The organism is Leifsonia sp. AK011 (assembly GCF_013410945.1).
In the GTDB taxonomy this organism is placed as follows: domain Bacteria; phylum Actinomycetota; class Actinomycetes; order Actinomycetales; family Microbacteriaceae; genus Rhodoglobus.
On sequence record NZ_JACCCH010000001.1, the window covers coordinates 257214 to 278263 of the forward strand.

Annotated in this window: 24 protein-coding genes and 2 tRNA genes; 20 read left to right on the forward strand and 6 right to left on the reverse strand. The window is 68.0% G+C overall.

Annotation, left to right across the window (positions count from 1 at the left end):
* The first annotated feature begins 66 nt into the window (after window positions 1–66).
* The 19 genes from HDC94_RS01230 to HDC94_RS01315 all read left to right on the forward strand — a co-directional run bounded on the left by HDC94_RS01230 (window position 67) and on the right by HDC94_RS01315 (window position 15535).
* Window positions 67–543, forward strand: coding sequence for a hypothetical protein (locus tag HDC94_RS01230; protein WP_179494136.1), 477 nt, complete (start codon window positions 67–69; stop codon window positions 541–543).
* Window positions 536–1078, forward strand: coding sequence for a Dps family protein (locus HDC94_RS01235; RefSeq protein ID WP_179494138.1), 543 nt, complete (start codon window positions 536–538; stop codon window positions 1076–1078). Before HDC94_RS01230 ends, HDC94_RS01235 begins: the two co-directional genes overlap by 8 nt.
* A gap of 3 nt (window positions 1079–1081) precedes the next feature.
* Window positions 1082–1783, forward strand: coding sequence for a glycosyltransferase family 2 protein (locus tag HDC94_RS01240; RefSeq protein WP_179494140.1), 702 nt, complete (start codon window positions 1082–1084; stop codon window positions 1781–1783).
* Entirely contained in the window at window positions 1784–2821 is a 1038-nt protein-coding gene (locus HDC94_RS01245; protein WP_179494142.1) for an acyl-CoA dehydrogenase, read from the forward strand.
* Window positions 2815–3534, forward strand: coding sequence for a PIG-L deacetylase family protein (locus HDC94_RS01250; RefSeq protein ID WP_179494144.1), 720 nt, complete (start codon window positions 2815–2817; stop codon window positions 3532–3534). The genes HDC94_RS01245 and HDC94_RS01250 overlap by 7 nt, the downstream gene beginning before the upstream one ends.
* Window positions 3531–4139, forward strand: coding sequence for a class I SAM-dependent methyltransferase (locus HDC94_RS01255; RefSeq protein WP_179494146.1), 609 nt, complete (start codon window positions 3531–3533; stop codon window positions 4137–4139). Before HDC94_RS01250 ends, HDC94_RS01255 begins: the two co-directional genes overlap by 4 nt.
* A gap of 61 nt (window positions 4140–4200) precedes the next feature.
* Window positions 4201–5376 carry an alcohol dehydrogenase catalytic domain-containing protein gene (locus HDC94_RS01260; RefSeq protein ID WP_179494148.1) on the forward strand — a complete coding sequence of 392 codons (1176 nt, stop codon included), beginning with the start codon at window positions 4201–4203 and terminating at the stop codon, window positions 5374–5376.
* 80 nt (window positions 5377–5456) lie between these two features.
* Window positions 5457–5912, forward strand: coding sequence for an SRPBCC family protein (locus HDC94_RS01265; protein WP_179494150.1), 456 nt, complete (start codon window positions 5457–5459; stop codon window positions 5910–5912).
* A gap of 88 nt (window positions 5913–6000) precedes the next feature.
* Complete coding sequence (locus HDC94_RS01270; RefSeq protein WP_179494152.1) at window positions 6001–6417, forward strand: hypothetical protein; 417 nt, start codon at window positions 6001–6003, stop codon at window positions 6415–6417.
* Window positions 6418–6448: 31 nt separating this feature from the next.
* A complete protein-coding gene (locus HDC94_RS01275) occupies window positions 6449–6871 on the forward strand; it encodes a GNAT family N-acetyltransferase (protein WP_179494154.1) in 423 nt (140 codons plus the stop codon).
* Window positions 6872–6975: 104 nt separating this feature from the next.
* Window positions 6976–7101: a hypothetical protein gene (locus tag HDC94_RS14480; protein WP_257021609.1), complete on the forward strand. Its 126-nt coding sequence runs from the start codon at window positions 6976–6978 to the stop codon at window positions 7099–7101.
* Window positions 7098–7187, forward strand: a complete 90-nt coding sequence (locus HDC94_RS14835; RefSeq protein WP_179494156.1) for a potassium-transporting ATPase subunit F — start codon at window positions 7098–7100, stop codon at window positions 7185–7187. Before HDC94_RS14480 ends, HDC94_RS14835 begins: the two co-directional genes overlap by 4 nt.
* Complete coding sequence (gene kdpA, locus HDC94_RS01285) at window positions 7187–8860, forward strand: potassium-transporting ATPase subunit KdpA (RefSeq protein WP_179494158.1); 1674 nt, start codon at window positions 7187–7189, stop codon at window positions 8858–8860. The genes HDC94_RS14835 and kdpA overlap by 1 nt, the downstream gene beginning before the upstream one ends.
* Before the next feature lie 2 nt (window positions 8861–8862).
* Window positions 8863–10920 carry a potassium-transporting ATPase subunit KdpB gene (kdpB, locus tag HDC94_RS01290; RefSeq protein ID WP_179494159.1) on the forward strand — a complete coding sequence of 686 codons (2058 nt, stop codon included), beginning with the start codon at window positions 8863–8865 and terminating at the stop codon, window positions 10918–10920.
* Between the two features lie 68 nt (window positions 10921–10988).
* On the forward strand, window positions 10989–11585 hold the full coding sequence (gene kdpC / locus HDC94_RS01295) for a potassium-transporting ATPase subunit KdpC (protein ID WP_179494161.1): 597 nt from the start codon (window positions 10989–10991) through the stop codon (window positions 11583–11585).
* Between the two features lie 3 nt (window positions 11586–11588).
* Window positions 11589–14081 carry an ATP-binding protein gene (locus tag HDC94_RS01300; protein ID WP_179494163.1) on the forward strand — a complete coding sequence of 831 codons (2493 nt, stop codon included), beginning with the start codon at window positions 11589–11591 and terminating at the stop codon, window positions 14079–14081.
* Window positions 14078–14761 carry a response regulator gene (locus HDC94_RS01305; protein ID WP_179494165.1) on the forward strand — a complete coding sequence of 228 codons (684 nt, stop codon included), beginning with the start codon at window positions 14078–14080 and terminating at the stop codon, window positions 14759–14761. The genes HDC94_RS01300 and HDC94_RS01305 overlap by 4 nt, the downstream gene beginning before the upstream one ends.
* A gap of 13 nt (window positions 14762–14774) precedes the next feature.
* Entirely contained in the window at window positions 14775–15158 is a 384-nt protein-coding gene (locus tag HDC94_RS01310; RefSeq protein WP_179494167.1) for a hypothetical protein, read from the forward strand.
* 86 nt (window positions 15159–15244) lie between these two features.
* Window positions 15245–15535, forward strand: coding sequence for a Dabb family protein (locus tag HDC94_RS01315; RefSeq protein WP_179494169.1), 291 nt, complete (start codon window positions 15245–15247; stop codon window positions 15533–15535).
* Between the two features lie 3 nt (window positions 15536–15538).
* Here HDC94_RS01315 and HDC94_RS01320 read toward each other — a convergent pair whose 3' ends face one another.
* The gene (locus HDC94_RS01320) at window positions 15539–15913 is read right to left on the reverse strand and encodes a nuclear transport factor 2 family protein (protein ID WP_179494171.1); all 375 of its coding nucleotides are present in this window, start codon (window positions 15911–15913) and stop codon (window positions 15539–15541) included.
* Between the two features lie 37 nt (window positions 15914–15950).
* A complete protein-coding gene (locus HDC94_RS01325) occupies window positions 15951–16793 on the reverse strand; it encodes a helix-turn-helix transcriptional regulator (protein ID WP_179494173.1) in 843 nt (280 codons plus the stop codon).
* 144 nt (window positions 16794–16937) lie between these two features.
* Here HDC94_RS01325 and HDC94_RS01330 point away from each other — a divergent pair, with 144 nt between their 5' ends.
* On the forward strand, window positions 16938–17879 hold the full coding sequence (locus HDC94_RS01330) for an SDR family oxidoreductase (RefSeq protein ID WP_179494175.1): 942 nt from the start codon (window positions 16938–16940) through the stop codon (window positions 17877–17879).
* A gap of 268 nt (window positions 17880–18147) precedes the next feature.
* Here the strand turns inward: HDC94_RS01330 and HDC94_RS01335 are convergent.
* The 4 genes from HDC94_RS01335 to HDC94_RS01350 all read right to left on the reverse strand — a co-directional run bounded on the left by HDC94_RS01335 (window position 18148) and on the right by HDC94_RS01350 (window position 21047).
* Window positions 18148–18237, reverse strand: a tRNA-Ser gene (locus HDC94_RS01335).
* Between the two features lie 56 nt (window positions 18238–18293).
* Window positions 18294–19562, reverse strand: a complete 1269-nt coding sequence (locus HDC94_RS01340; protein WP_179494177.1) for an LCP family protein — start codon at window positions 19560–19562, stop codon at window positions 18294–18296.
* A gap of 84 nt (window positions 19563–19646) precedes the next feature.
* Window positions 19647–19731, reverse strand: a tRNA-Ser gene (locus tag HDC94_RS01345).
* Window positions 19732–19799: 68 nt separating this feature from the next.
* Window positions 19800–21047: an LCP family protein gene (locus tag HDC94_RS01350; protein ID WP_179494179.1), complete on the reverse strand. Its 1248-nt coding sequence runs from the start codon at window positions 21045–21047 to the stop codon at window positions 19800–19802.
* Window positions 21048–21050: the final 3 nt, after the last annotated feature.

The following is a 21050-nucleotide window of genomic DNA, read 5'->3' on the forward strand; positions in this document are numbered from 1 at the left end:
CTAGCGGACTGTTGGCCCGTGATCAACCCCTGATATTCGCGGGGATGCCAGACCTAACGTGTGAGCATGCCCCGCCTCATCTCCGCCGATGTCATCGCAGACTCCTCTCCCCGCGGCACCGTGCTGGTGCGTTTCGCCACGACGAGGGCACTCCTCACCGCGGCGGACACCGCCGTGCTGCTCATCACCGACCGCTCGGGCGCTGAGTTCGGCATCCGGCTCGAACGCGGTCGGGTCACCGACGTGCACCTGTGGGACGTGGAGCGACTTCTGCGGCAGGGGCTTCCCCCGCAGAACGTGTCGATCGCGGACGGCATCATCAGCTGTGACATCCCCAAGGAGGTCCTGCCGAGGCTCACCCACGGCGTGAGCCTGTCTGCCGCCCTCGTCGTCAATGGCGCTCTCGTTCAATCGGGCTACCCGGTCACCCTGTCCACCGCCGCGACCCTGTCAACCGCTGCGACCTTGTCAACCCCTGCCACACCGAGCAGCCCGCGACCTATCGTCAAGGACCACGTAAGGGAAGGACAGATCCATGGCTGAGACCACCACCACGACCTCGACGTCAGGTCGCGCGGGAGCACGACAGACCCGTCGCCAGAACGCCGAGAAGGGCTTCATCGCCTCCAAGACGCTCCTCGACAACATGCAGAAGGTCCTCGTTGACCTGCTCGAGCTTCAGATGCAGGGCAAGCAGGCCCACTGGAACGTTGTCGGCAAGAACTTCCGAGACACCCATCGCGTGCTCGACGAAATCATCGAGGATGCCCGCACCTTCAGCGACACGATCGCCGAGCGGATGCGCGCACTCCACGGTGTGCCGGACGGCCGCAGTGACACGGTGGCGGACACCACCTCGCTTCCCGAATACCCCAACGGTGAGGTGGACACCGCCGCGACGGTCGACCTGATCACCGAGCGCCTCGAGGCGACGATCGAGACCTGCCGCGACGTTCACGACGAGGTCGACGACGAGGACCCCACGAGCGCGGACCTGCTCCACGCGATCATCGAGCGCCTCGAGCAGTTCGCCTGGATGGTGTCGGCGGAGAACCGGACGCCCGCCAAGGCCAAGTAGCGCATGATCGAACATCTCGCGGTCGTCATCCCGGCCCGGAACGAGGGTGAGCGCCTCGGCGCGTGCCTGCGTTCGGTGCGCGATGCCGTGGCGCGTCTCCACCAGGAGATGCCCGCGGTGGGCGTGCGTGTCGTCGTTGTGCTCGACTCGTGCGATGACGACTCGCACGACATCGCGGCGGCGTTCGGCGAGGTGATGCTCGTCCACACGGGCTACTCCAACGTCGGCGCCGCCCGTGCGACGGGTGCGCGGTGGGCGCTGCAGGCCCTGCGCGGTCTGCCTGAACGCACCTGGATCGCGAACACGGATGCCGACTCCACCGTTCCCACCGGGTGGCTGGTCGACCAGCTCGAGCTCGCAGACCGCGGTGGGGATCTCACGCTGGGAGCCGTCGAGCCGGTGCTCGCCGAGCTCTCGAGCGGCCAGCGCGCCGCGTGGGAGCTCGCGCACCCCCTGGGCGCTGAGGTGGGAACCGTGCACGGGGCGAACCTCGGGGTGCGGGCATCCGTCTATCTCGCGGCCGGCGGATTCGAGGCCCGCACCGAACACGAGGACGTGCGCCTCGTCGAGAGCGTGCGCGACCTCGGCGGTGCCGTCGTGAACCTCGGCGGCGCTCCCGTCCTGACCTCCGGTCGCAGCATCGGTCGCACGCCGGGGGGCTACGCGGGGTACCTCACCGCGCTCGACCCGGTGGCGGTGGGCTGAGTGGGAGCGGTACTGCTCAGCGCGACCGCGGATGCTGCGTGGCGCGAGCACCTCGACGAGGTCGCGAGCCGCGCCTCCGACGCGGCCGGCGACGTCCCCGCCTCCCTCGCGCTTGCCCGAGACCTCGGCCACCGGGCGCCGCTGCCCGGATCGGGTGAGACGCGGCGGCTCTGGGAACTGCTCGCCACCGCCGGCTGTGCCGACCTCACGGCGGCGCGCGTGCTCGAACCGCACCTCGATGCACTCGCCATCCGAGAGCAGGCGGACCTGGCACCCGCGACGGACAGCACGTGGGGCGTTTTCGCCGCCGAGGGACCGGGGGTCGCGGTCACCGCATCGCAGGATTCCACCGGGTGGCAGCTCGACGGCACCAAGCCGTGGTGCTCGCTCGCCGGTCACCTCGACCGCGCGCTCATCACCGCGCACACGACGACCGGCGACGGCACACCATCGCGCCGCCTGTTCGAGATCGACCTGCGCAACGCCGGCGTTGCCGTGGCGACGGGCGGCTGGGTGGCCCGCGGGCTCACGGAGGTGCACAGCGAGAGCATCGACCTCACGCGCGTACCCGCGAGCCCGGTCGGGGACGACGGCTGGTACCTCACACGCGCGGGCTTCGCCTGGGGCGGCATGGGCGTCGCAGCGGTCTGGTACGGCGGGGCGGTCGGGCTCGCGCGCGCACTCCTCGCGAAGCTCGGCACGCGCGAGCCGGACCAGATCGGGCTCATGGTGCTCGGCCAGGTCGACGTGCTGCTGCAGGCCAGTCGTGCCGTGCTCGCGTCGGCAGCGGCCGACGTGGACGCTGGAGTCGGGCATCCCGCGCTCCTCGCCCAGCGCGTTCGGAGCACCGTGAGCGACGCGGCCGAGCGGGTGTCGACACTCGTCGGTCACGCGATGGGGCCGGCGCCGCTCGCCCTGGACGAGGAGCATGCGCGACGCGTCGCGGACCTCGCCCTCTACCTCCGGCAGGATCATGCGGAGCGCGACCTCGCCCGGCTCGGAGCGCACGTGCTTGAGCTGGACGAGACGCCATGGTGACCTTCGACCATCGTGACCCCGGTACGCCCGAGGCAGCGTGGTCGACGAGTTCTCGCTGGGCATCGGTGCCGTGGTCGGATGCCCGGGGCTTCGGCCGCGCACTCATCGTCGCCGCGCATCCCGATGACGAGACGCTCGGAGCCGGGGCACTCCTCGCACGCCTGCACCGCGCGGGAACGCGCGTGACGATCGCGCTCGCCACCCGCGGCGAGCGCGCCTACGCGACGGACACATCCATGACCCGGGTCGCCGAGTTCCACGCGGCGGTCTCCCGGCTGGCCCCCGAGTGCACCGTCGTCGATCTCGGCCTGCCCGACGGGGCGCTGCACGAGCACGAACGAATGCTCGAGCGGGCGTTGCGGGCCGTCGGTCACACCGACCTCGTGGTGGCACCCTGGCGCGGCGACGCCCACGGTGACCACCGGGTCGCGGGGGATGCCGCGGCGAGAGTTGCGGCATCCTACGGAGCCGTCCTCCTCGAGTACCCGGTGTGGCTGTGGCACTGGGCGGACCCCGACCGCGCCGAGGTGCCCTGGCCCGGGTTCGTGCGCGTCCCGCAGTCCGGCCCGGACCGGCGCGCCAAGGAGTCGGCACTCGCCGCTTACGCGAGCCAGGTGAGTGCGAGCGATCTCAGCGAGCCGCCCGTGCTCCACGCGGGAATGCTCGCGCACTTCTCCCGTGACTGGGAGACCTTCGTGAGGAGCGCGCCATGAGTCTGGATGCGGGCTACTTCGACGAGCTCTACGAGCAGCGCGACGACCCGTGGAGTCTCGCCGACCGCTGGTACGAGCGACGCAAGCGCGCGCTCACGGTGGCGATGCTCCCCCACGAGCGGTACGCGTCCGCACTGGAGATCGGATGCTCGATCGGGCTGCTCACCGAACTGCTCGCCCGGCGTTCCGACCGCTTGCTCTCCACCGACATCGCGCAGCGACCCATCGACCTCGCCCGGGAACACGTCGGCCCCGATGCTGACCACGTCGAGTTCCGCGTGATGCGGGCGCCCGACGAATGGCCCTCGGAGCGCTTCGACCTGATCGTGGTGTCGGAGGTCGGTTATTACCTCGATGAGGAGTCACTCGGCCGGCTCGCGACTCAGGCTCGCGACAGTCTCACGTCAGGGGGCGTCGTACTCGCCTGCCACTGGCGGCATCCGGTCCCGGACTACCCGCTTCGGGGCGACCGCGTGCACGAGATCCTGACCGAGGCATCCGGACTCATTCCCCTGGCGGAATACGTCGACGCGGACGTGCGGCTCGCGGTCCTCGCAGAGCCAGGAGCCCGGTCGATCGCCGCAGTCGACGGCTCGGCACCGTAACTGCGGCGGGGACGCAAGTCAACCACTGCCGAGCAATCGGGAGCCCGCGTAGACAGGAAGCATGAGAGCACTTACCTGGCAGGGCACCGGATCCGTGAGCGTCGAGCAGGTTCCGGAGGCGGTCATCACCGAGCCGACGGATGTCGTCATCAGCGTCACCTCGACGGCCATCTGCGGATCGGACCTCCACCTCCTCAACGTGCTCGGTCCGTTCATGCACAAGCACGACGTGCTGGGCCACGAGCCCATGGGGATCGTCATGGAGGTGGGCGACGAGGTGCAGAACCTTCGCCCAGGTGACCGCGTCGTTGTGCCCTTCGTGATCGCCTGCGGCTACTGCTACATGTGCACGCGCGGTCTCACCACACAGTGCGAGACCACCCAGAACCGAGACCAGAAGACCGGAGCGAGCCTCTACGGCTACACCGAGCTCTACGGCCAGGTTCCCGGCGGGCAGGCCGAACTGCTCACCGTCCACCACGCCGACTTCAACGCGATGAAGATCAACAGCGACCTGCCGGATGACCGGTACCTGTTCCTCAGCGACATCCTCCCGACCGCGTGGCAGGGCGTCGAGTACGCGAACGTGCCGGACGGCGGCACGCTGCTCGTGCTGGGCCTCGGCCCGGTCGGCCAGTTCGCGTCGCGCATCGGCCGCCACCGCGGCTATCGCGTGATCGCCGTCGACCTCGTGCCGGAGCGCCGCGCCATGGCAGAACGGCACGGCATCGAAACGCTCGACCTGACGGACGACCTCCTGCAGCAGATCCTCGATCGCACCGACGGGCGCGGACCCCACTCAGTGGTCGATGCCGTCGGTATGGAGGCGCACGGCAACCCCGTGGCATCCTTCGCCCAGAGCGCTGTCGGGATGCTGCCGAGCGCTGCCTCCAAGAAGCTCGCCAAGACCCTCGCCGTGGACCGCCTCGCCGCCCTCATGATGGCGATCGAATCGGTGCAACGTGGAGGAACTGTCTCGCTCAGCGGCGTCTACGGCGGGGTCGCCGACCCTATGCCCATGATGACGATGTTCGACAAGCAGCTCACGCTCGCGATGGGCCAGTGCAACGTGCACCGCTGGATCCCCGACCTGTGGCCGCTCGTCGAGGACCCGACCGACCCGCTCGGCGTGACCGATCTCGTCACCCACCGTGTCTCGCTCGACGACGCCCCCGACATGTACGAGCTCTTCGGCAAGAAGGAGGACGGCTGCATCAAGGTGGTGCTGGAGCCGTAGCCCTGTCAACCCCTCCCCCCTCGCCGCGCAGGAACCTAGCGTGGAGGTACCGACAATCAACAAGGGAAGGGGCTCACATCGTGGCCCAGGTAATCGAAGCAATCGACGTGGACGTTCCCGTCCACATCTCGTACAACCAGTGGACCCAGTTCGAGACGTTCCCCAAGTTCCTCAGCATGGTCGACGAGATCACGCAGGTGGATGACAAGACCAACCACTGGACCGTCACCATCGCTGGCGCCAAGCGCGAGTTCGACACCGTCATCACCGAGCAGATCCCCGACGACCGCATCGCGTGGACCAGCACCGGCGGCCAGGTTGATCACGCGGGCGTCGTCACCTTCCACAAGCTCAGCGACACCACCTCGCGGGTGACCGTGCAGATCGACTGGGAGCCGGAGGGCTTCATCGAGAGCGCGGGTGCGGCACTTCACATCCCGAACGCCGCCGTGAAGGCCGAGCTCTCGAAGTTCAAGGACTACATCGAGGCCCACGGCATCGCCGATGGCGCGTGGCGCGGCACGGTCGAGAACTAACGCGGCGTGTCGAACCCCTTCGCTGCACCTACTGACTGCGGGATACTGACACAGTGTTCCGTAGTTGCCGCACGCGAAGGGGTTTGTCATGAAGAAGTCACGCTGGATGTTCGGAGCAGCGCTCATCGCTCTGCCCCTCCTGCTCGCGGGCTGCGTCGGCAGCGTCGAGAACTTCAGCGGCGAGCCCGAGAAGTTCGCGGGCGAGCCCGGCGGGGACCCGGACTCCGGAGTCCAGGCGTTCTGGCTCCACGAGGGCGCGCAGCTCGCCATCACCATCTCCGGGAGCTCCGGCTGCCCGTACATCGTGAGCTCGATCACGGTGGTCGAAGAGGCCGACGAGGGCAACCGCATCTCGGCGGATGTACCCGCGCTCCCCGACGACAAGGTGTGCACGATGGATTACGTGCCACACACGACCGTGTTCTCCACGCCAGGCACGATCACCACGACGAAACCACTCACGATCGAGGTCATGGACACCGAGATCGTGCTTCCCATCAAGTAGCTGCGCCCTCGGCGCAGACGACTGGAGTCTGATGAACGCCGACAACAGCACGAACGAGTTCCCCGATGCCGCAGGCTATCCGGACGGCAAGGGAACCCTCGACGAGGGCACCGGCAGCTCCGGAGTTCCCGCCGAGGCCGAGGAGCTGAACGAGCCGAGCACCGATCGGGATGCCGACATCGTCGTGACCGCGGACGACTCGGGCGACGCCTTCCGCGCCACTCTCGGCGGCGAGGAGATCGCCGTGATGCACGTGACGCGCGACGGCGAGGGCGTCGTCACCCTCACCTCGACTGTCGTCGACCCCGCGGTGCGGGACCGTGGCATCGGCACATCGTTCATCGCCCACGTGCTCGACCAGCTGCGCGACAGCGGCGCGACGATCGTCGTGGAGTGCTCGATGGTGGAGGCCTTCATCGGGGACAACCCCGAGTACGAGAGCCTGCGCGCGTAAGAGGGGTGCGAGGATTCCGCGCGGCGGCGTGAGGATTCCGTTAGTACCGGCCGGGGGTGGCATCCCCCGGCATTGACTGAACTCCGTGACCTCGGGTCACGCCCGTGCGCCATCGTGCGCGGGCACCCTGTTGGACGGAGTTCCTCGTGCTTGACGTCGTCTTCATCGCCGGCATCCTCGCGCTCGTAGCGCTGGTGGCCCTCGTCGCGAAGGGGGTCGAGAAGCTGTGATCGTCTTCGAGATCCTCGGCGTGGTGCTTGCCCTCGCCGCGATCGGCTACCTGCTGTTCGCCCTCGTGAAGCCGGAGCGCTTCTGATGACGATCTGGCTTCTCCTCGCCCAGCTCGCCACGATCGCCCTGGCGCTGGCCCTCATCTACCGCCCGCTCGGCAACTACATGGCTGCCGTCTTCACGAGCAAGAAAGACCTCACTGTCGAGCGGGGCTTCTACCGGCTCATCGGGGTGCGTTCCGGGTCCGAACAGAGCTGGCCCGCCTATCTCCGTTCGGTGCTCGCCTTCTCGGCCGTCGGCATTCTGCTCGTCTACGCCCTCCAGAGGGTGCAGCAGGTGCTCCCGTACTCTCTCGGGCTCCCGCCGACGAGCGAGCCTCTCGCCTTCAACACGGCCATCTCGTTTGTCACCAACACGAACTGGCAGTCGTACTCGCCGGAACTCACCCTGGGCTACACGGTGCAGTTCGCGGGTCTCGCGGTTCAGAACTTCGTCTCGGCCGCCGTCGGCATTGCCGTTGCTGTCGCGCTCATGCGGGGCCTCGCCTACCGGCGGTCGGGAACTATCGGCAACTTCTGGGTCGACCTCACGCGTGGCACGCTGCGCATCCTGCTGCCGTTCGCGGTGCTCTCCGCGGTCGTGCTCATGGCCGGCGGCGTCATCCAGAACTTCGCTGGCTTCCAGGAGATCACGACGCTCACCGGCGGCACCCAGGTGATCCCGGGCGGCCCGGTGGCGTCCCAGGAGGCCATCAAGATCCTCGGCACCAACGGTGGCGGGTTCTTCAACGTGAACTCCGCGCATCCCTTCGAGAACCCGACACCGTGGACGTCGCTCGTGCAGGTGTTCCTCATGCTCGCCATCCCGTTCGCGCTGCCGCGCACGTTCGGGCGCATCGTCGGCGACGACCGTCAGGGGTACGCGATCGCGGGCACGATGGCGGTGCTGTACGTGGCATCCGTCTCTCTCATGACCTGGGCGGAGCTCGCCGGAGCCGGTACCGCACCGCAGCTCGCGGGTGCGGCGATGGAGGGCAAGGAGGCGCGGTTCGGCATCATCGGATCGACGATCTACGGCACCTCGTCAACCATCACCTCCACGGGCGCCGTCAACTCGATGCACGACAGCTACACGTCGCTCGGAGGTGGCACGGCCCTCGTCAACATGATGCTGGGTGAGGTCGCGCCCGGTGGTGTGGGGGCTGGCATCTACGGCATCCTCGTCGTCGCGATCATCGCGGTGTTCATCGCCGGCCTCATGGTCGGGCGCACGCCTGAGTACCTCGGCAAGAAGATCGGGGCACGCGAGATCAAGCTCGCGAGCCTCTACATCCTCACGACACCGACGCTCGTGCTCGCGGGCACGGCCCTGAGCTTCGCAATCCCGGCCGTCCGAGAGGATGTCACAACCACCTCGATCTGGAACCCCGGCCTGCACGGCTTCACAGAGGTGCTCTACGCCTTCACGTCGGCCGCGAACAACAACGGCTCGGCCTTCGCTGGACTCACCGCGAACACCCCGTGGTTGAACACCGCGCTCGGTGTGGCGATGCTGCTCGGCCGGTTCCTGCCGATCGTGTTTGTGCTCGCGCTCGCGGGGTCCCTCGCCGCGCAGGACAGGCTGCCCGTCACCTCCGGCACCCTGCCGACGCACCGGCCGCAGTTCGTCGGCCTCCTCGTGGGAACGATCGTCATCGTCTCCGCGCTCACGTATTTCCCCGTACTCGCGCTAGGTCCCCTAGCGGAAGGGCTCCAGTAAAAATGAACACGTTCGTCAGCGCTCTCCCGGGCGCCTTCCGCAAGCTCGACCCCCGACTGATGTGGCGCAACCCCGTCATGTTCATCGTGGAGATCGGTGCGGTGCTCACCACCCTCATCGTGATCGCGGAGCCGTTCCTGGCCGAGCCGACCACGCTTGCGCCGTCCTTCACCATCGGTATCGCCGTGTGGCTGTGGATCACCGTGCTGTTCGCCAACCTCGCCGAGTCGGTCGCCGAGGGTCGCGGCAAGGCCCAGGCGGCAAGCCTGCGCAACACCCGCACCTCGACGATCGCCCATCGGGTGAGCGGCTACGACAGCGCTGCGGATGCCGCCGCAGAGCGTGCCACCCTCGTGGAGGTCTCCTCGGCCGACCTCGTGCTCGGCGACCACGTCGTGGTCTCCGCTGGTGAGGTCATCCCCGGCGACGGCGACATCGTGTGGGGCATCGCCTCGGTCGACGAGTCCGCCATCACCGGAGAGTCGGCGCCCGTCATCCGCGAGCACGGTGGTGACCGCAGCGCGGTGACGGGCGGAACCCGCGTGCTGTCCGACCGCATCGTCGTCGCGATCACGTCGAAGCCCGGCGAAACCTTCGTCGATCGCATGATCCGTCTCGTCGAGGGCGCCTCGCGCCAGAAGACCCCGAACGAGATCGCGCTCAACATCCTGCTCGCGGCGCTCTCGATCGTCTTCCTCGTGGTGGTGCTCACCCTGAACCCGCTCGCCTCCTACGCGGGAGGTGCAACCACGATCCCCGTGCTCATCGCCCTCCTTGTCACGCTCATCCCGACGACCATCGGCGCGCTCCTCAGCGCGATCGGCATCGCGGGCATGGACCGCCTCGTGCAGCACAACGTGCTCGCGATGTCCGGCCGCGCGGTCGAGGCGGCGGGGGATGTCACGACCCTCCTGCTCGACAAGACGGGAACCATCACGTACGGCAACCGGCAGGCCTCCGAGTTCCTGCCGGTAGGGGACGCGACGCTGCCCGAGCTCGTGGCGGCTGCGCGCCTCGCGTCGCTCAGTGATCCGACGCCGGAGGGCAGTTCGGTCGTCGCACTCGCCGATGGGATGGGGGCGGCATCCGATCTCGCCCCGGCCGACGCCGTGATCGTGCCCTTCACCGCGCAGACGCGCATGAGCGGGCTCGACCTGCCCGACGGCACGCAGGTGCGCAAGGGGGCTGGATCGATGGTCGCCGCCTGGGTGGGTTCGCTGAGCGAGGCCACGAAGGCCGAGCTCGACCGGGTCGTGACCGACGTCTCCGAGTCCGGAGGCACCCCGCTCGTCGTGGCCACGCGCTCGGCGAACGGCACGGCCAGGGTGCTCGGTGTGATCCACCTGAAGGACGTCGTCAAGAACGGACTGAAGGAGCGCTTCTCCGAGCTGCGTGCGATGGGCATCCGCACCGTCATGATCACGGGCGACAACCCGCTGACGGCGAAGGCGATCGCCGCCGAGGCCGGGGTCGACGACTTCCTCGCCGAGGCGACCCCCGAGGACAAGATGGAGCTCATCAAGCGCGAGCAGGCCGGCGGCAACCTCGTCGCGATGACCGGTGACGGCACGAACGACGCCCCAGCGCTCGCCCAGGCCGACGTCGGCGTGGCGATGAACACGGGAACCTCCGCAGCCAAGGAGGCCGGCAACATGGTCGACCTCGACTCGGATCCCACGAAGCTCATCGACATCGTGCGCATCGGCAAGCAGCTGCTCATCACGCGCGGCTCGCTCACGACGTTCTCGATCGCGAACGATGTGGCCAAGTACTTCGCCATCATCCCGGCGATGTTCACGGCAGTGTTCCCGGGGCTCGCGGTGCTCAACATCATGGGACTGCACTCGCCGGCCTCCGCGATCCTCAGCGCGATCATCTTCAACGCGCTCGTGATCGTCGCGCTCATCCCGCTCGCCCTCCGCGGCGTGCGGTACCGCCCGCTGTCCGCGAGCCGCCTGCTCAGCCGCAACCTCGGCATCTACGGGCTCGGCGGCATCATCGCCCCGTTCATCGGCATCAAGCTCATCGACCTCGTCGTTGCGCTCATCCCCGGCTTCTAGCGCCGTGCGGGTTGAGTAGCGCAACGCGCGTATCGAAACCTCCCCTTCAGAAGAAAGAAGAAGCGAACATGACATCGTTCCGCCAGACCTGGACCGCGGTGCGCGCACTGCTCATCCTCACGGTCGTCCTCGGGCTCGCCTACCCGCTGGCCATCACCGGCATCGGGCAGCTCGCCTTCACCAACAACGCCAACGGCCAGCTCGTGCGGGTCGACGGCGAGGTCGTCGGCTCCGCCATCATCGGCCAGTCCTTCACGGATGCCGACGGCGCTGCCCTCCCCGAATGGTTCCAGTCCCGCCCCTCGGCGGCGGGCGACGGCTACGACGGCGGGGCCTCGAGCGGCTCCAACTGGGGACCGGAGAACGAGGACCTCATCGCCGCGATCGGCGAGCGCCAGGCCGCGATCGCGGAGCTCGACCGGGTACCCGTCTCCGAGATCCCGGCGGACGCGGTGACAGCATCGGCGTCGGGACTCGACCCGCACATCAGCCCGGAGTATGCGCGGTTGCAGGTCGATCGCGTGGCAGCGGCCCGTGGCATCCCGAGCGAGGACGTCGCGAAACTGGTCGAGTCTATGATTCAGGGACGCGATCTCGGCTACCTCGGCGAGCCGACCGTCAACGTACTGAAGCTCAACATCGCACTCGCGGAAATGGATGGGTAGCGCATGACCAGGGGTCGGCTTCGAGTGATGCTCGGGGCCGCTCCCGGCGTCGGCAAGACCTTCGCGATGCTCGAGGAGGGCCGCCGCCTCCGGGAGGCTGGCCGGGACGTGGTCGTCGCGATCGTGGAAACCCACGGGCGCGCGGCCACTGCCGCGTTGGTCGACGGACTCGAGGTGATCCCGCGTCGGGTCGTCGAGCATCGCGGAGTCGGCCTCGACGAGCTGGACCTCGAGGCAGTACTTGCGCGTCACCCCGACGTCGCCCTCGTCGACGAGCTCGCGCACACGAACGCCCCGGGCTCCGCGCACGAGAAGCGCTGGCAGGACGTCGAGACCCTCCTCGAGGCCGGCATCGACGTGATCTCGACCGTCAACATCCAGCACATCGAGTCACTCAACGACGTGGTGCGGCAGATCACGGGTGTCGTGCAGCGCGAGACGATTCCGGATGCCGCGCTCCGTGTCGCCGACCAGATCGAGCTCGTCGACCTCGCCCCGCAGGCCCTCCGCGACCGACTCACGGAGGGCGTCGTCTACCCCGCGGGACGAGTGGATGCCGCGCTCTCGAACTACTTCCGGCTCGGCAACCTCACGGCTCTCCGCGAACTCGCGCTGCTCTGGCTCGCCGACGAGGTGGACTCCGCCCTGCGTCGCTACCGCGCCGAGAAGGGCATCGACTCAGCGTGGAACGCCCGCGAACGTGTGGTCGTCGCCCTCACGGGCGGGCGCGAGGGCGAGACCCTCCTGCGCCGGGGCGCACGCATCGCGTCGCGAGCCAGCGGCGGTGAACTCTTCGCGGTGCACGTGAGCGCCTCCGACGGCCTCGCCGAGGCCAACCCGTCGATCCTCGCGGCGCAGCGTGCCCTCGTCGAGACCCTCGGCGGCAGCTACCACCAGGTTGTCGGGGAGCAGATCCCGCGGGCACTGGTCGAGTTCGCGCGGTCCGTCGAGGCCACGCAGCTCGTGGTTGGCGTGAGCAGGCGCTCGACACTCGCGCGACTGTTCACCGGTCCCGGGACGGCGGCCACCGTCATCCGCGAGGCCGGCGACATCGACGTGCACATCGTCTCGCACGATCAGGCAGGGTCGCGGCGACTCCCCTCGCTGGGTGGGGCGCTCTCACTGAAGCGTCGGATCGCCGGCTTCGCGCTCGCCGCACTCGGACTGCCCCTGCTCACCCTCCTGCTCACGTCGTTCCGCAGCGACGAGTCGATCACGAGCGATGTGCTCGCCTTCCAGCTCTTCGTCGTGATCGTCGCCCTCGTGGGCGGCATCTGGCCCGCGGTTGCCTCCGCCGTCGCCGCGGGCTTCCTGCTCGACTTCTTTTTCGTCGACCCGCTCTACACGATCACGATCGCCGACCCCCTGCACCTGCTCGCGCTCGTGATCTTCGTGGTGGTCGCTGTGCTTGTGTCGATCGTCGTTGACCAGGCGGCGAGACGATCACGCGTGGCCTCCCGCGCCGCGGCCGAATCGGAGACGCTCGCGAGCATCGCCGGGAGTGTGCTCTCCGGTCAGGACGCGCTCGAAGCGCTCGTCTCTCGGTTGCGCGAATCGTTCGGCATGACGAGCGTCATCCTTCGCTCGCGCGGAGTCGCGATCTACACGGCGACGGATGCCACGATCGCCGACGACAACGATGTCGAGACCAACCTCCCTCTCGGCGACCACGCCAGCCTCTACCTGCGCGGACGGCGCCTGCCCGACTCGGATCGGCGCATCCTCGGCGCGTTCCTCTCCCAGATCGAGACCGCCCTCACCCAGCGCGAGCTCGCGAGCGAGGCCGAGAGCATGCGCCCCGTCGCCGAGGCGGATCGACTCCGCACCGCGCTGCTCGCCTCGGTCGGGCACGACCTGCGGCGGCCGCTCGCGGTGGCGACCGCGGCCGTGACCAGCCTTCGCTCGCCGGATGTTGCGCTGAGCGAGCCCGATCGGGAAGAGCTGCTGGAGACCGCCGAGGACAGCCTGGGGTCACTGGCATCCCTCGTCACCAAGCTGCTCGACGCGAGCCGGCTGCAGGCGGGAGTGCTCGGGGTGAGCCTCGCGCCGGTCGCGCTCGACGAGGTGGTGATCGGTGCGCTCGACGAGCTGGGCCTGGCGCCGGGCGAGGTTCAGCTCGAGCTTGGGGAGACTTCGGCCGTCGAGGCCGACGCTGTGCTGCTGCAGCGCGCCGTCGTCAACCTGCTCGCCAACGCGCTGCGGTACTCGCCGACGGGAACGCCCCCCATCATCGCCACAAGCGAGTTCGACGACCGCGTGCAGCTGCGCGTCATCGACGCGGGTCCTGGCATTCCGGTCGAGAGACGCGAGGATGTGTTCATGCCGTTCCAGCGACTGGGAGATACCGACAACACCACCGGTGTCGGCCTCGGCCTGGCCCTCTCGAAAGGATTCGTGGAGGCGATGGGCGGAACGCTCGACGTCGAGGACACCCCGGGCGGCGGACTCACCATGGTCGTCGAGCTGCCGTCGGCGTCTCAGGGCGGCGACGAATGAAGGTCCTCATCGCCGACGACGACGCACAGATGCTGCGGGCGGTGCGCATCACGCTCGCCGCGCGCGGCTACGACGTGATCACCGCCGCCGACGGAAAAGCGGCGCTCGATGCGGCGATCGCGTCGCATCCCGACCTCGTTGTGCTCGACCTCGGGATGCCGGGACTCACCGGCATCGAAGTGATCGAGGCCCTCCGCGGCTGGACCCAGGTGCCGATCCTCGTGGTCTCCGGGCGCAGCGAATCGTGGGACAAGGTCGAGGCCCTGGATGCCGGCGCCGACGACTACGTGACCAAGCCCTTCTCCGCCGACGAGCTGCTCGCGCGCATCCGGGCACTCACACGGCGCAGCCCCGCCGCGTCCGACGAGCCCATCGTGACCTTCGGCGACGTGACCGTCGACCTCGCCGCCCACCTTGTGACGCGGGGCGGGAGCGCCGTGCGCCTGACACCCACCGAGTGGCGGCTCCTCGAGGTTCTGCTGCGCAACCACGACAGGCTCGTGACCCGCGAAACCCTCCTCACCGAGGTGTGGGGCCCGCAGTACACGACCGACACCGGGTACCTTCGGCTGTACGTCGCGCAACTGCGCAAGAAGCTCGAGGCCGAACCATCCGCCCCCCGCCACATCCTCACGGAGGCTGGCATGGGCTACCGGTTCAGTTCGGCCGCCGTCACGTGAGAGAGGAACACCGGTGAAGGAGGCCGCGACGATTGCCGAGGTGCTGAGCCTCGTCGGCCTCACGGGCGGCCTCATGGTGGGACTGCTGTGGCTGGTGTTCCGCGTCGCTCGGGGCCGATGGGTGTCCGCCCCCGCCGAGGTCGTCGACGAGGAGCTGCGCTGGATGCTCCCCGACGGCACGGTGCACAGCTGGTCGACCGAGCACCTGACCCTCCCGAAGGATGCCGCCACCAGCGGTGCGGACCTCGAGATCTTCTACCGTTCCCACCGCCCCTGGGAGCCCCACCTCGAACGCGTTGCGCACGACGAGAAGGCCCTCGGCCTTGTGACGCTGCTACTGCTCGGTGTCGGGGTCGTCGCGTTCGTGGCATCCACGATCCTCGGCTTCGTGGGGTAGCGCGGCGAGTACGCATTTGTGACTAGTGGCTCGCCGCCCAGCGGGAGCAACTGCACTCTCGGTCGTCGCCCGGATACGCTGCAGGGATGATCCGCCACACCGTGCTCTTCCGACTCCGCCACGATGCCGGGTCGGAGGCGGAAGCCGCCTTCCTCGAGAACGCGCTGGCCCTCGCCAACATCCCCGGCGTCACCAACTTTGCGCAGCTGCGCGTGCTGGACGCCGAGGACTTCGACTACGCCTTCTCGATGGACTTCGCCGATCAGGTCGCGTACGACGGATACAACGGGCATCCCGACCACACGGCCTTCGTGGCCGATCGGTGGGTGCCGGAGGTCGCGGCCTTCCGCGAGATCGACTACACGCCACTCGGCTAGGAGTCAGTCCTTACCCGGCTCCATGTACCACTCCGTGAAGTGGCGTGCACGACCATCGGGCGCGAACGTGATCACCCAGAGGTTGTCGTACGTGGCTCGGGGATTTCCGTCCGCGTCGAGGTAGACCGTTCGACCCTGAATGGTGGCGACATCACCCTCCTCGGCGAGCGGATGCCACTCCCACGTCGTCTCACCCGGGGAATCCGCCGAATCCAGCCACCCGGCCACGATCGCCTCGATGCCGCGCTCCGCCTCCGGATCGTTCGGGCGATACTCGTACACGGCGTCGTCGGTGAACAGGGCACGGATGTCCTCGGGATCGTTCGACTCCCACGCCCTGCGATAGCCGTCAACCCAGTTGCCTACGCGGATACTCATGCATCCGTTGTACTCGCTGCGGGTGACAGTCGTCGAGCTATCGCCCGAGCGTCTGCGCACCGATGACCGACAGCAGCCCCAGCCTCTCGTAGCTCTCGCTCCCGGGCACGGCCGTGTACACGAGGAGGTAGTGCGACTGCTCAGGGTCGATGAGCGTCTGGCACTGCAAGTCCAGCTCGCCCACCTCGGGATGGATGAACCGCTTCACATCGTTCGGGCGGACACCGACCACATGCTCTGCCCACAGATCACGGAACTCGCCGCTCTGGTCACGCAGGAGCCCCACCAGCTGGGCGGCCCGTGAGTCCGGGCCACGGCGTGCGACCACCTCGCGAAGGCCGGAAACGTACATGCGACTCAGATGGTTGTGGTCGTCAGGATGGTAGAAACTGCGAGTTCCCTCGTCGGTGAACCAGCGATAGCCGAGGCTGCGTTCTGGCCCGGAGAGTCCCGCGGTGTCTCCGGTGAGCGCGACACCGAGTCGCGTCTGCTTGAGGGTCTCCCCGAGCTCGGACACGATCTCGGCAGGGGTGTCGTCGAGTCGGTCGAGGATGCGAAGCAGGCCGGGGCTGATGTGCTCACCCGAGACGCCTGTTGCCGGGGGTGTGTGGCCGGCGAGCAGGAACAGATGGTCGCGCTCGGCGCGGCTCAGGTGAAGTCCCTGAGCGATCGAGGACAGCATCTGCTCCGAAGGCTGTGGGCCGCGCTCACGCTCCAGCCGCGAGTAGTAGTCGGTGGACATGTGGCACAGCAGCGCGACCTCCTCCCGCCGCAGCCCGGAGGTGCGTCGCCGCGCGCCTCGCGGCAGCCCGACATCCTCCGGCTGCAACGCCTCGCGGCGCGTGCGGAGGAACTCGGCGAGTGCTGTGCGGTCGATCACCTACTTGCCTCTCTCTGGGACAACTCCTGTCTACCCGGCGCTGCCCAGCGTAGCCACGGACTACCGATCCCCGGATGAGCGGGCCGTGGATCACCTTCGAGAAGGCGCGGACAGTGGTCTCAGAACCCCATGAAGGAGAACATCATGCCTCGTACCACCATCGACATCACCATCCCCAACCTCACCGGCACCCGCGCAGTTGTCACGGGAGCCAGCGACGGAATGGGACTGCGCATCGCCGCCCGCCTGGCCGCGGCCGGGGCCGAGCTGGTGTTACCCGTGCGCAACCCCGTGAAGGGCGAGAAGGCTCTCGCCACCATCCGCCAGGTTGCACCGGATGCCTCGGTGTCTCTCAGAAGCCTCGACCTCTCGTCGCTCGACTCGGTCGCCGCCCTCGGAGAGACCCTGCGCGGTGAGGGCAAGCCGATTCACCTGCTGATCAACAACGCGGGCATCATGACACCGCCCTCGCGCCAGACCACAGCGGACGGCTTCGAGTTGCAGTTCGGAACCAACCACCTCGGGCACGTGGCCCTCGTCGGCCAGCTCCTGCCGCTCCTCAAGGAGGGGAACGCACGTGTCACGTCGCAGATCAGCATCGCGGCGCGCAGCGGAGCCATCAACTGGGACGACCTGAACTGGGAGCGAAACTACAACGGCCAGCGCGCCTACTCCCAGTCGAAGATCGCGTTCGGACTGTTCGGGCTCGAACTCCAGCGTCGCAGTGCGGCCGGAGGATGGGGCATCACGAGCAACCTCTCCCACCCCGGTGTCGCGCCCACGAGCCTGCTCGCTGCGCGTCCCGAGATCAGCAGGGAGGGCGACACGACTGCGGTCCGAGCCATCCGCTGGCTGTCGGCTCGGGGCATCCTGCTCGGCACCGTCGAGAGCGCCGGTCTCCCAGCGCTCATGGCGGCGACCGACCCGGCAGCCAAGCCGGGCGTGCTGTATGGACCCAGCGGCCCCGGCAACCTGGGCGGCGCCCCCGCCGAGCACGCCCTGTACAAGCCCCTGCGGAGCACCGAGGAAGCCGCGCGTGTGTGGGAGGTGTCGCAGCAGCTCGCCGGCGTCGCGATCCCCGTGTAGGGACGGGTGCTCGTGGGGCAACGCCGCGACTACGCAGTTGCTCCTAGTCGCGTTCGGCCCTGCCGCGCACAAGTGCACTCTCGGCAGGGGCCCGCGAGAGGGTTCGCGTCCACCCGACTGCGGAGACGGAGGGATTTGACTCCCCACCGAGCCGCCAGCCCAACCTGCGGTTGGTCTGGACTGCGCGGCGGGGGCCCACGAGAGGGTTCGCGTCCACCCGACTGAGCAGAACGAAAAGACCGCCCCGGAGGGCGGTCTTTTCGTTCTGCGGAGACGGAGGGATTTGAACCCTCGGTCCCCATTAAGGGGACTCCACCTTAGCAGGGTGGTGCACTCGGCCGGACTATGCGACGTCTCCAGTACTCGAGCAATCATAGCCGCACGGCAGGGGCCGAGCGACACGGAATATTCGAGCTACTCGTTGGCGACCGAGCAGGTGTAATCCGCGGCGGTCTGCCCGTCGACGCCCTCGAGAACCGGCTTCTCCACGGGCTCAGCGGGAGGCGCCGCACTCGGATCGGTCTCGGGCGTCGTCTCCGGTGTTGTCGGCTCAGGCGCCGGGGCGTTCGGGTCGGTGACCGAACCACGACCATCCCCTGCCTCGGTGAGCGCGAACGGCTGGTCCGCCATGACGTAGTCCATGAGCTGCTGGCCCGCGGCGAAGTCGGGCTGCACCTTGCCGGTGTAGACACCGCTACCGCCGGTCGTGCCCGGGTACTGCACGAACGTGACGTTTGCCGGCGGGATGTCCTTCAGTGCGAGGGCAATCGAGACCATCGTGTCGAGGCTTCCCAGGCTCGACGAGAGTTGCATGTTCGACAGGGCCGCCGTCGCGAGGTCATAGACCTTCTTCGGGTCGGAGAGCGTCTCCTCCCCCTGCAGCTTGCGCACGAGGGATGACAGGTACACCTGCTGCGACGAGATGCGGGTCAGGTCGCTGCCGTCGCCGACACCCTCACGCGAACGGAGGAAGGCGAGAGCATCCAGACCACGCAGCTCGTACGTGCCGGCCTGCTCGATGTAGAGACCGGTGTTGGGGTCGTCGATCGGGCCGGTGACACAGACAGGCACACCGCCGACGGCATCACCCATGGCGATGACGCCGCTGAACGTGATCATGCCGGCGAACTGGATGGGAAGACCGGTGAGGAGTGACACGGTCTGTGCGACACAGTCGAGACCGCCGTAGTACAGGGCGACGTTGATGGGTTCGGTCGAGAAGCCCTTGGTGTCGCCATCCGAATCCACACACTCCGGGATGTCCACGACCATGTCGCGCGGGAAGGAGATGGCCACGGCGTTCGTCTGGTCCTGCGAGACGTGCAGGAGCATGTTGACGTCGTTGAGCTGACCCGTCTCCTCCTCCTCGCTTCCGCCGATACCGTTCTGCCCCTGGCGGGTGTCGCTACCGACGATGAGGATGTTGAAGCCACCCTCGATGGCACCGATCTGCGGCAGCGGACCCTCGGTCGGCTGCGTGAGCTCGATCGTGGGCGCAATCTTCGAGGTGAGGGAGTTCACGACGACGGCGCTGACGGATGCCGCGGAGATGAGCACGACCGCGAGTGCTGCTCCGACGATCTGGAGCACCAACGGCCACGCGCGGTTGCGCTTCAACTGACCGTGACGGGCAATGCCGGGCGTCGCTGAACGCAGTTCGGCCCTCGGTCGCAACTCGCTCATCACTTATCCCTTCGTGCCCATTAACGGGCTTCACACGATCCTGTCGGGGCTAGAACGCAGACCCAACAGGAAGTAGACGTAGAGCGGAGGGCGTGGGATTCGAACCCACGAGACATTTCTGCCCACCAGTTTTCAAGACTGGCTCCATCGGCCACTCGGACAGCCCTCCCGGCATGACCAGAGCCCGAGTTTAGCCGAAAGGCTCTCGTCGACCCTGACAATCCGGCCAGAGGCGCGCTAGTAGTCGTTCGACACGGAGCAGCGGTACTCGTCCGCGGTCACCCCGGAAAGGCCGGTGAGAGTGGGACGATCGGTGGTCTCGACGGTCGGATCGGGCGTCTCGGCTGTCGGATCCGGTGTCTCGACGGGCGCCGTCGGGTCGGCCACGGTCCCGTGCGCAACCTCGGGGTCCGGCTTGAACGGTTGGTCAGCCGCCACGTAGGAGATCAGTTCATCCCCCAGCGCACGATCCGGCTCCACCTTTCCCGCGTAGACCCCGTCGCCTCCCGTGAAGCCCGGGTACTGCACGAACGTGACGTTCTCGATGGGGATGTCCTTCAACGCCAGAGCAATGGACGCCATCGTGTCGAGCGAGGCAAGGCTCGGCGAGAGCTGCATGCTCTGCAGCGCGGCCTTCGACAGGTTGTAGACCTTGCCGAGATCACCCAGCGTGCCCGCGCTCTTGAGGGTACGAACGAGCGACGACAGGTAGACCTGCTGCGAGGAGATGCGGGTGAGGTCGGATCCGTCACCCACGTGCTCCCGAGTGCGCAGGAAGGCCAGGGCATCCACACCCAGCAGCGTGTACGTGCCGGCCTGGTCGATCACGAGCCCCGTGTTGTCGTCGTGGATGGGGCCGTCGACACACACCGGAACGCCGCCGATCGCGTCGCCCATCGCGATGACGCCGGTGAAGTCGATTGTGCCCGCGAACTGGATCGGCAGGCCCGTGAGTTCCGTGATCGTCATCGCCACGCAATTGAGGCCGCCAGCCGACAGTGCCTCGTTGAGGGGCTGGGTCGTGTATCCCTTGACCGATCCGTCGTCAGCCGGGCACTCGGGGATATCCACGACCATGTCGCGGGGGAACGAGATCACCACGGCGTTGGTCTGGTCCTGGGAGACGTGCATGAGGATGTTGACGTCGTTGAGGTTGCCCGATTCATCGTCGTAGCTGCCGCCGATGCCGTTCTGTCCGAGGCGGGTGTCACTGCCGACGATGAGGATGTTGAAGCCACCCTCGATCGCGCCGATGGCCGGGATGGGCGGCGCGTCAGGCTCCCCGAATTCCACCGTCTCGATCTCCGAGGTGAGGCTGTTCAGAACGACCGCGCCCACGGCCGCAGTGCTCACAAGCACCGTCGCGAGGGATGCCGCGACAATGGCCAGCACGGTGGGCCAGGCCCGTGACCGCTTCAACCGGCCGTGCCGCGCGATTCCGGGAGTGGCCGAACGCAGCTCGGACCGGGGACGCAATTCACTCATAGG

Excerpts from the sequence above, each read along its gene's own strand:
- HDC94_RS01230 (WP_179494136.1), top strand. The coding sequence starts at position 67 with ATGCCCCGCCTCATCTCCGCCGATGTCATCGCAGACTCCTCTCCCCGC.
- HDC94_RS01235 (WP_179494138.1), top strand. The coding sequence starts at position 536 with ATGGCTGAGACCACCACCACGACCTCGACGTCAGGTCGCGCGGGAGCA.
- HDC94_RS01240 (WP_179494140.1), top strand. The coding sequence starts at position 1,082 with ATGATCGAACATCTCGCGGTCGTCATCCCGGCCCGGAACGAGGGTGAG.
- HDC94_RS01250 (WP_179494144.1), top strand. The coding sequence starts at position 2,815 with ATGGTGACCTTCGACCATCGTGACCCCGGTACGCCCGAGGCAGCGTGG.
- HDC94_RS01255 (WP_179494146.1), top strand. The coding sequence starts at position 3,531 with ATGAGTCTGGATGCGGGCTACTTCGACGAGCTCTACGAGCAGCGCGAC.
- HDC94_RS01260 (WP_179494148.1), top strand. The coding sequence starts at position 4,201 with ATGAGAGCACTTACCTGGCAGGGCACCGGATCCGTGAGCGTCGAGCAG.
- HDC94_RS01270 (WP_179494152.1), top strand. The coding sequence starts at position 6,001 with ATGAAGAAGTCACGCTGGATGTTCGGAGCAGCGCTCATCGCTCTGCCC.
- HDC94_RS01275 (WP_179494154.1), top strand. The coding sequence starts at position 6,449 with ATGAACGCCGACAACAGCACGAACGAGTTCCCCGATGCCGCAGGCTAT.
- kdpA (WP_179494158.1), top strand. The coding sequence starts at position 7,187 with ATGACGATCTGGCTTCTCCTCGCCCAGCTCGCCACGATCGCCCTGGCG.
- kdpB (WP_179494159.1), top strand. The coding sequence starts at position 8,863 with ATGAACACGTTCGTCAGCGCTCTCCCGGGCGCCTTCCGCAAGCTCGAC.
- kdpC (WP_179494161.1), top strand. The coding sequence starts at position 10,989 with ATGACATCGTTCCGCCAGACCTGGACCGCGGTGCGCGCACTGCTCATC.
- HDC94_RS01300 (WP_179494163.1), top strand. The coding sequence starts at position 11,589 with ATGACCAGGGGTCGGCTTCGAGTGATGCTCGGGGCCGCTCCCGGCGTC.
- HDC94_RS01305 (WP_179494165.1), top strand. The coding sequence starts at position 14,078 with ATGAAGGTCCTCATCGCCGACGACGACGCACAGATGCTGCGGGCGGTG.
- HDC94_RS01315 (WP_179494169.1), top strand. The coding sequence starts at position 15,245 with ATGATCCGCCACACCGTGCTCTTCCGACTCCGCCACGATGCCGGGTCG.
- HDC94_RS01320 (WP_179494171.1), bottom strand. The coding sequence starts at position 15,913 with ATGAGTATCCGCGTAGGCAACTGGGTTGACGGCTATCGCAGGGCGTGG.
- HDC94_RS01330 (WP_179494175.1), top strand. The coding sequence starts at position 16,938 with ATGCCTCGTACCACCATCGACATCACCATCCCCAACCTCACCGGCACC.
- HDC94_RS01340 (WP_179494177.1), bottom strand. The coding sequence starts at position 19,562 with ATGAGCGAGTTGCGACCGAGGGCCGAACTGCGTTCAGCGACGCCCGGC.
- HDC94_RS01350 (WP_179494179.1), bottom strand. The coding sequence starts at position 21,047 with ATGAGTGAATTGCGTCCCCGGTCCGAGCTGCGTTCGGCCACTCCCGGA.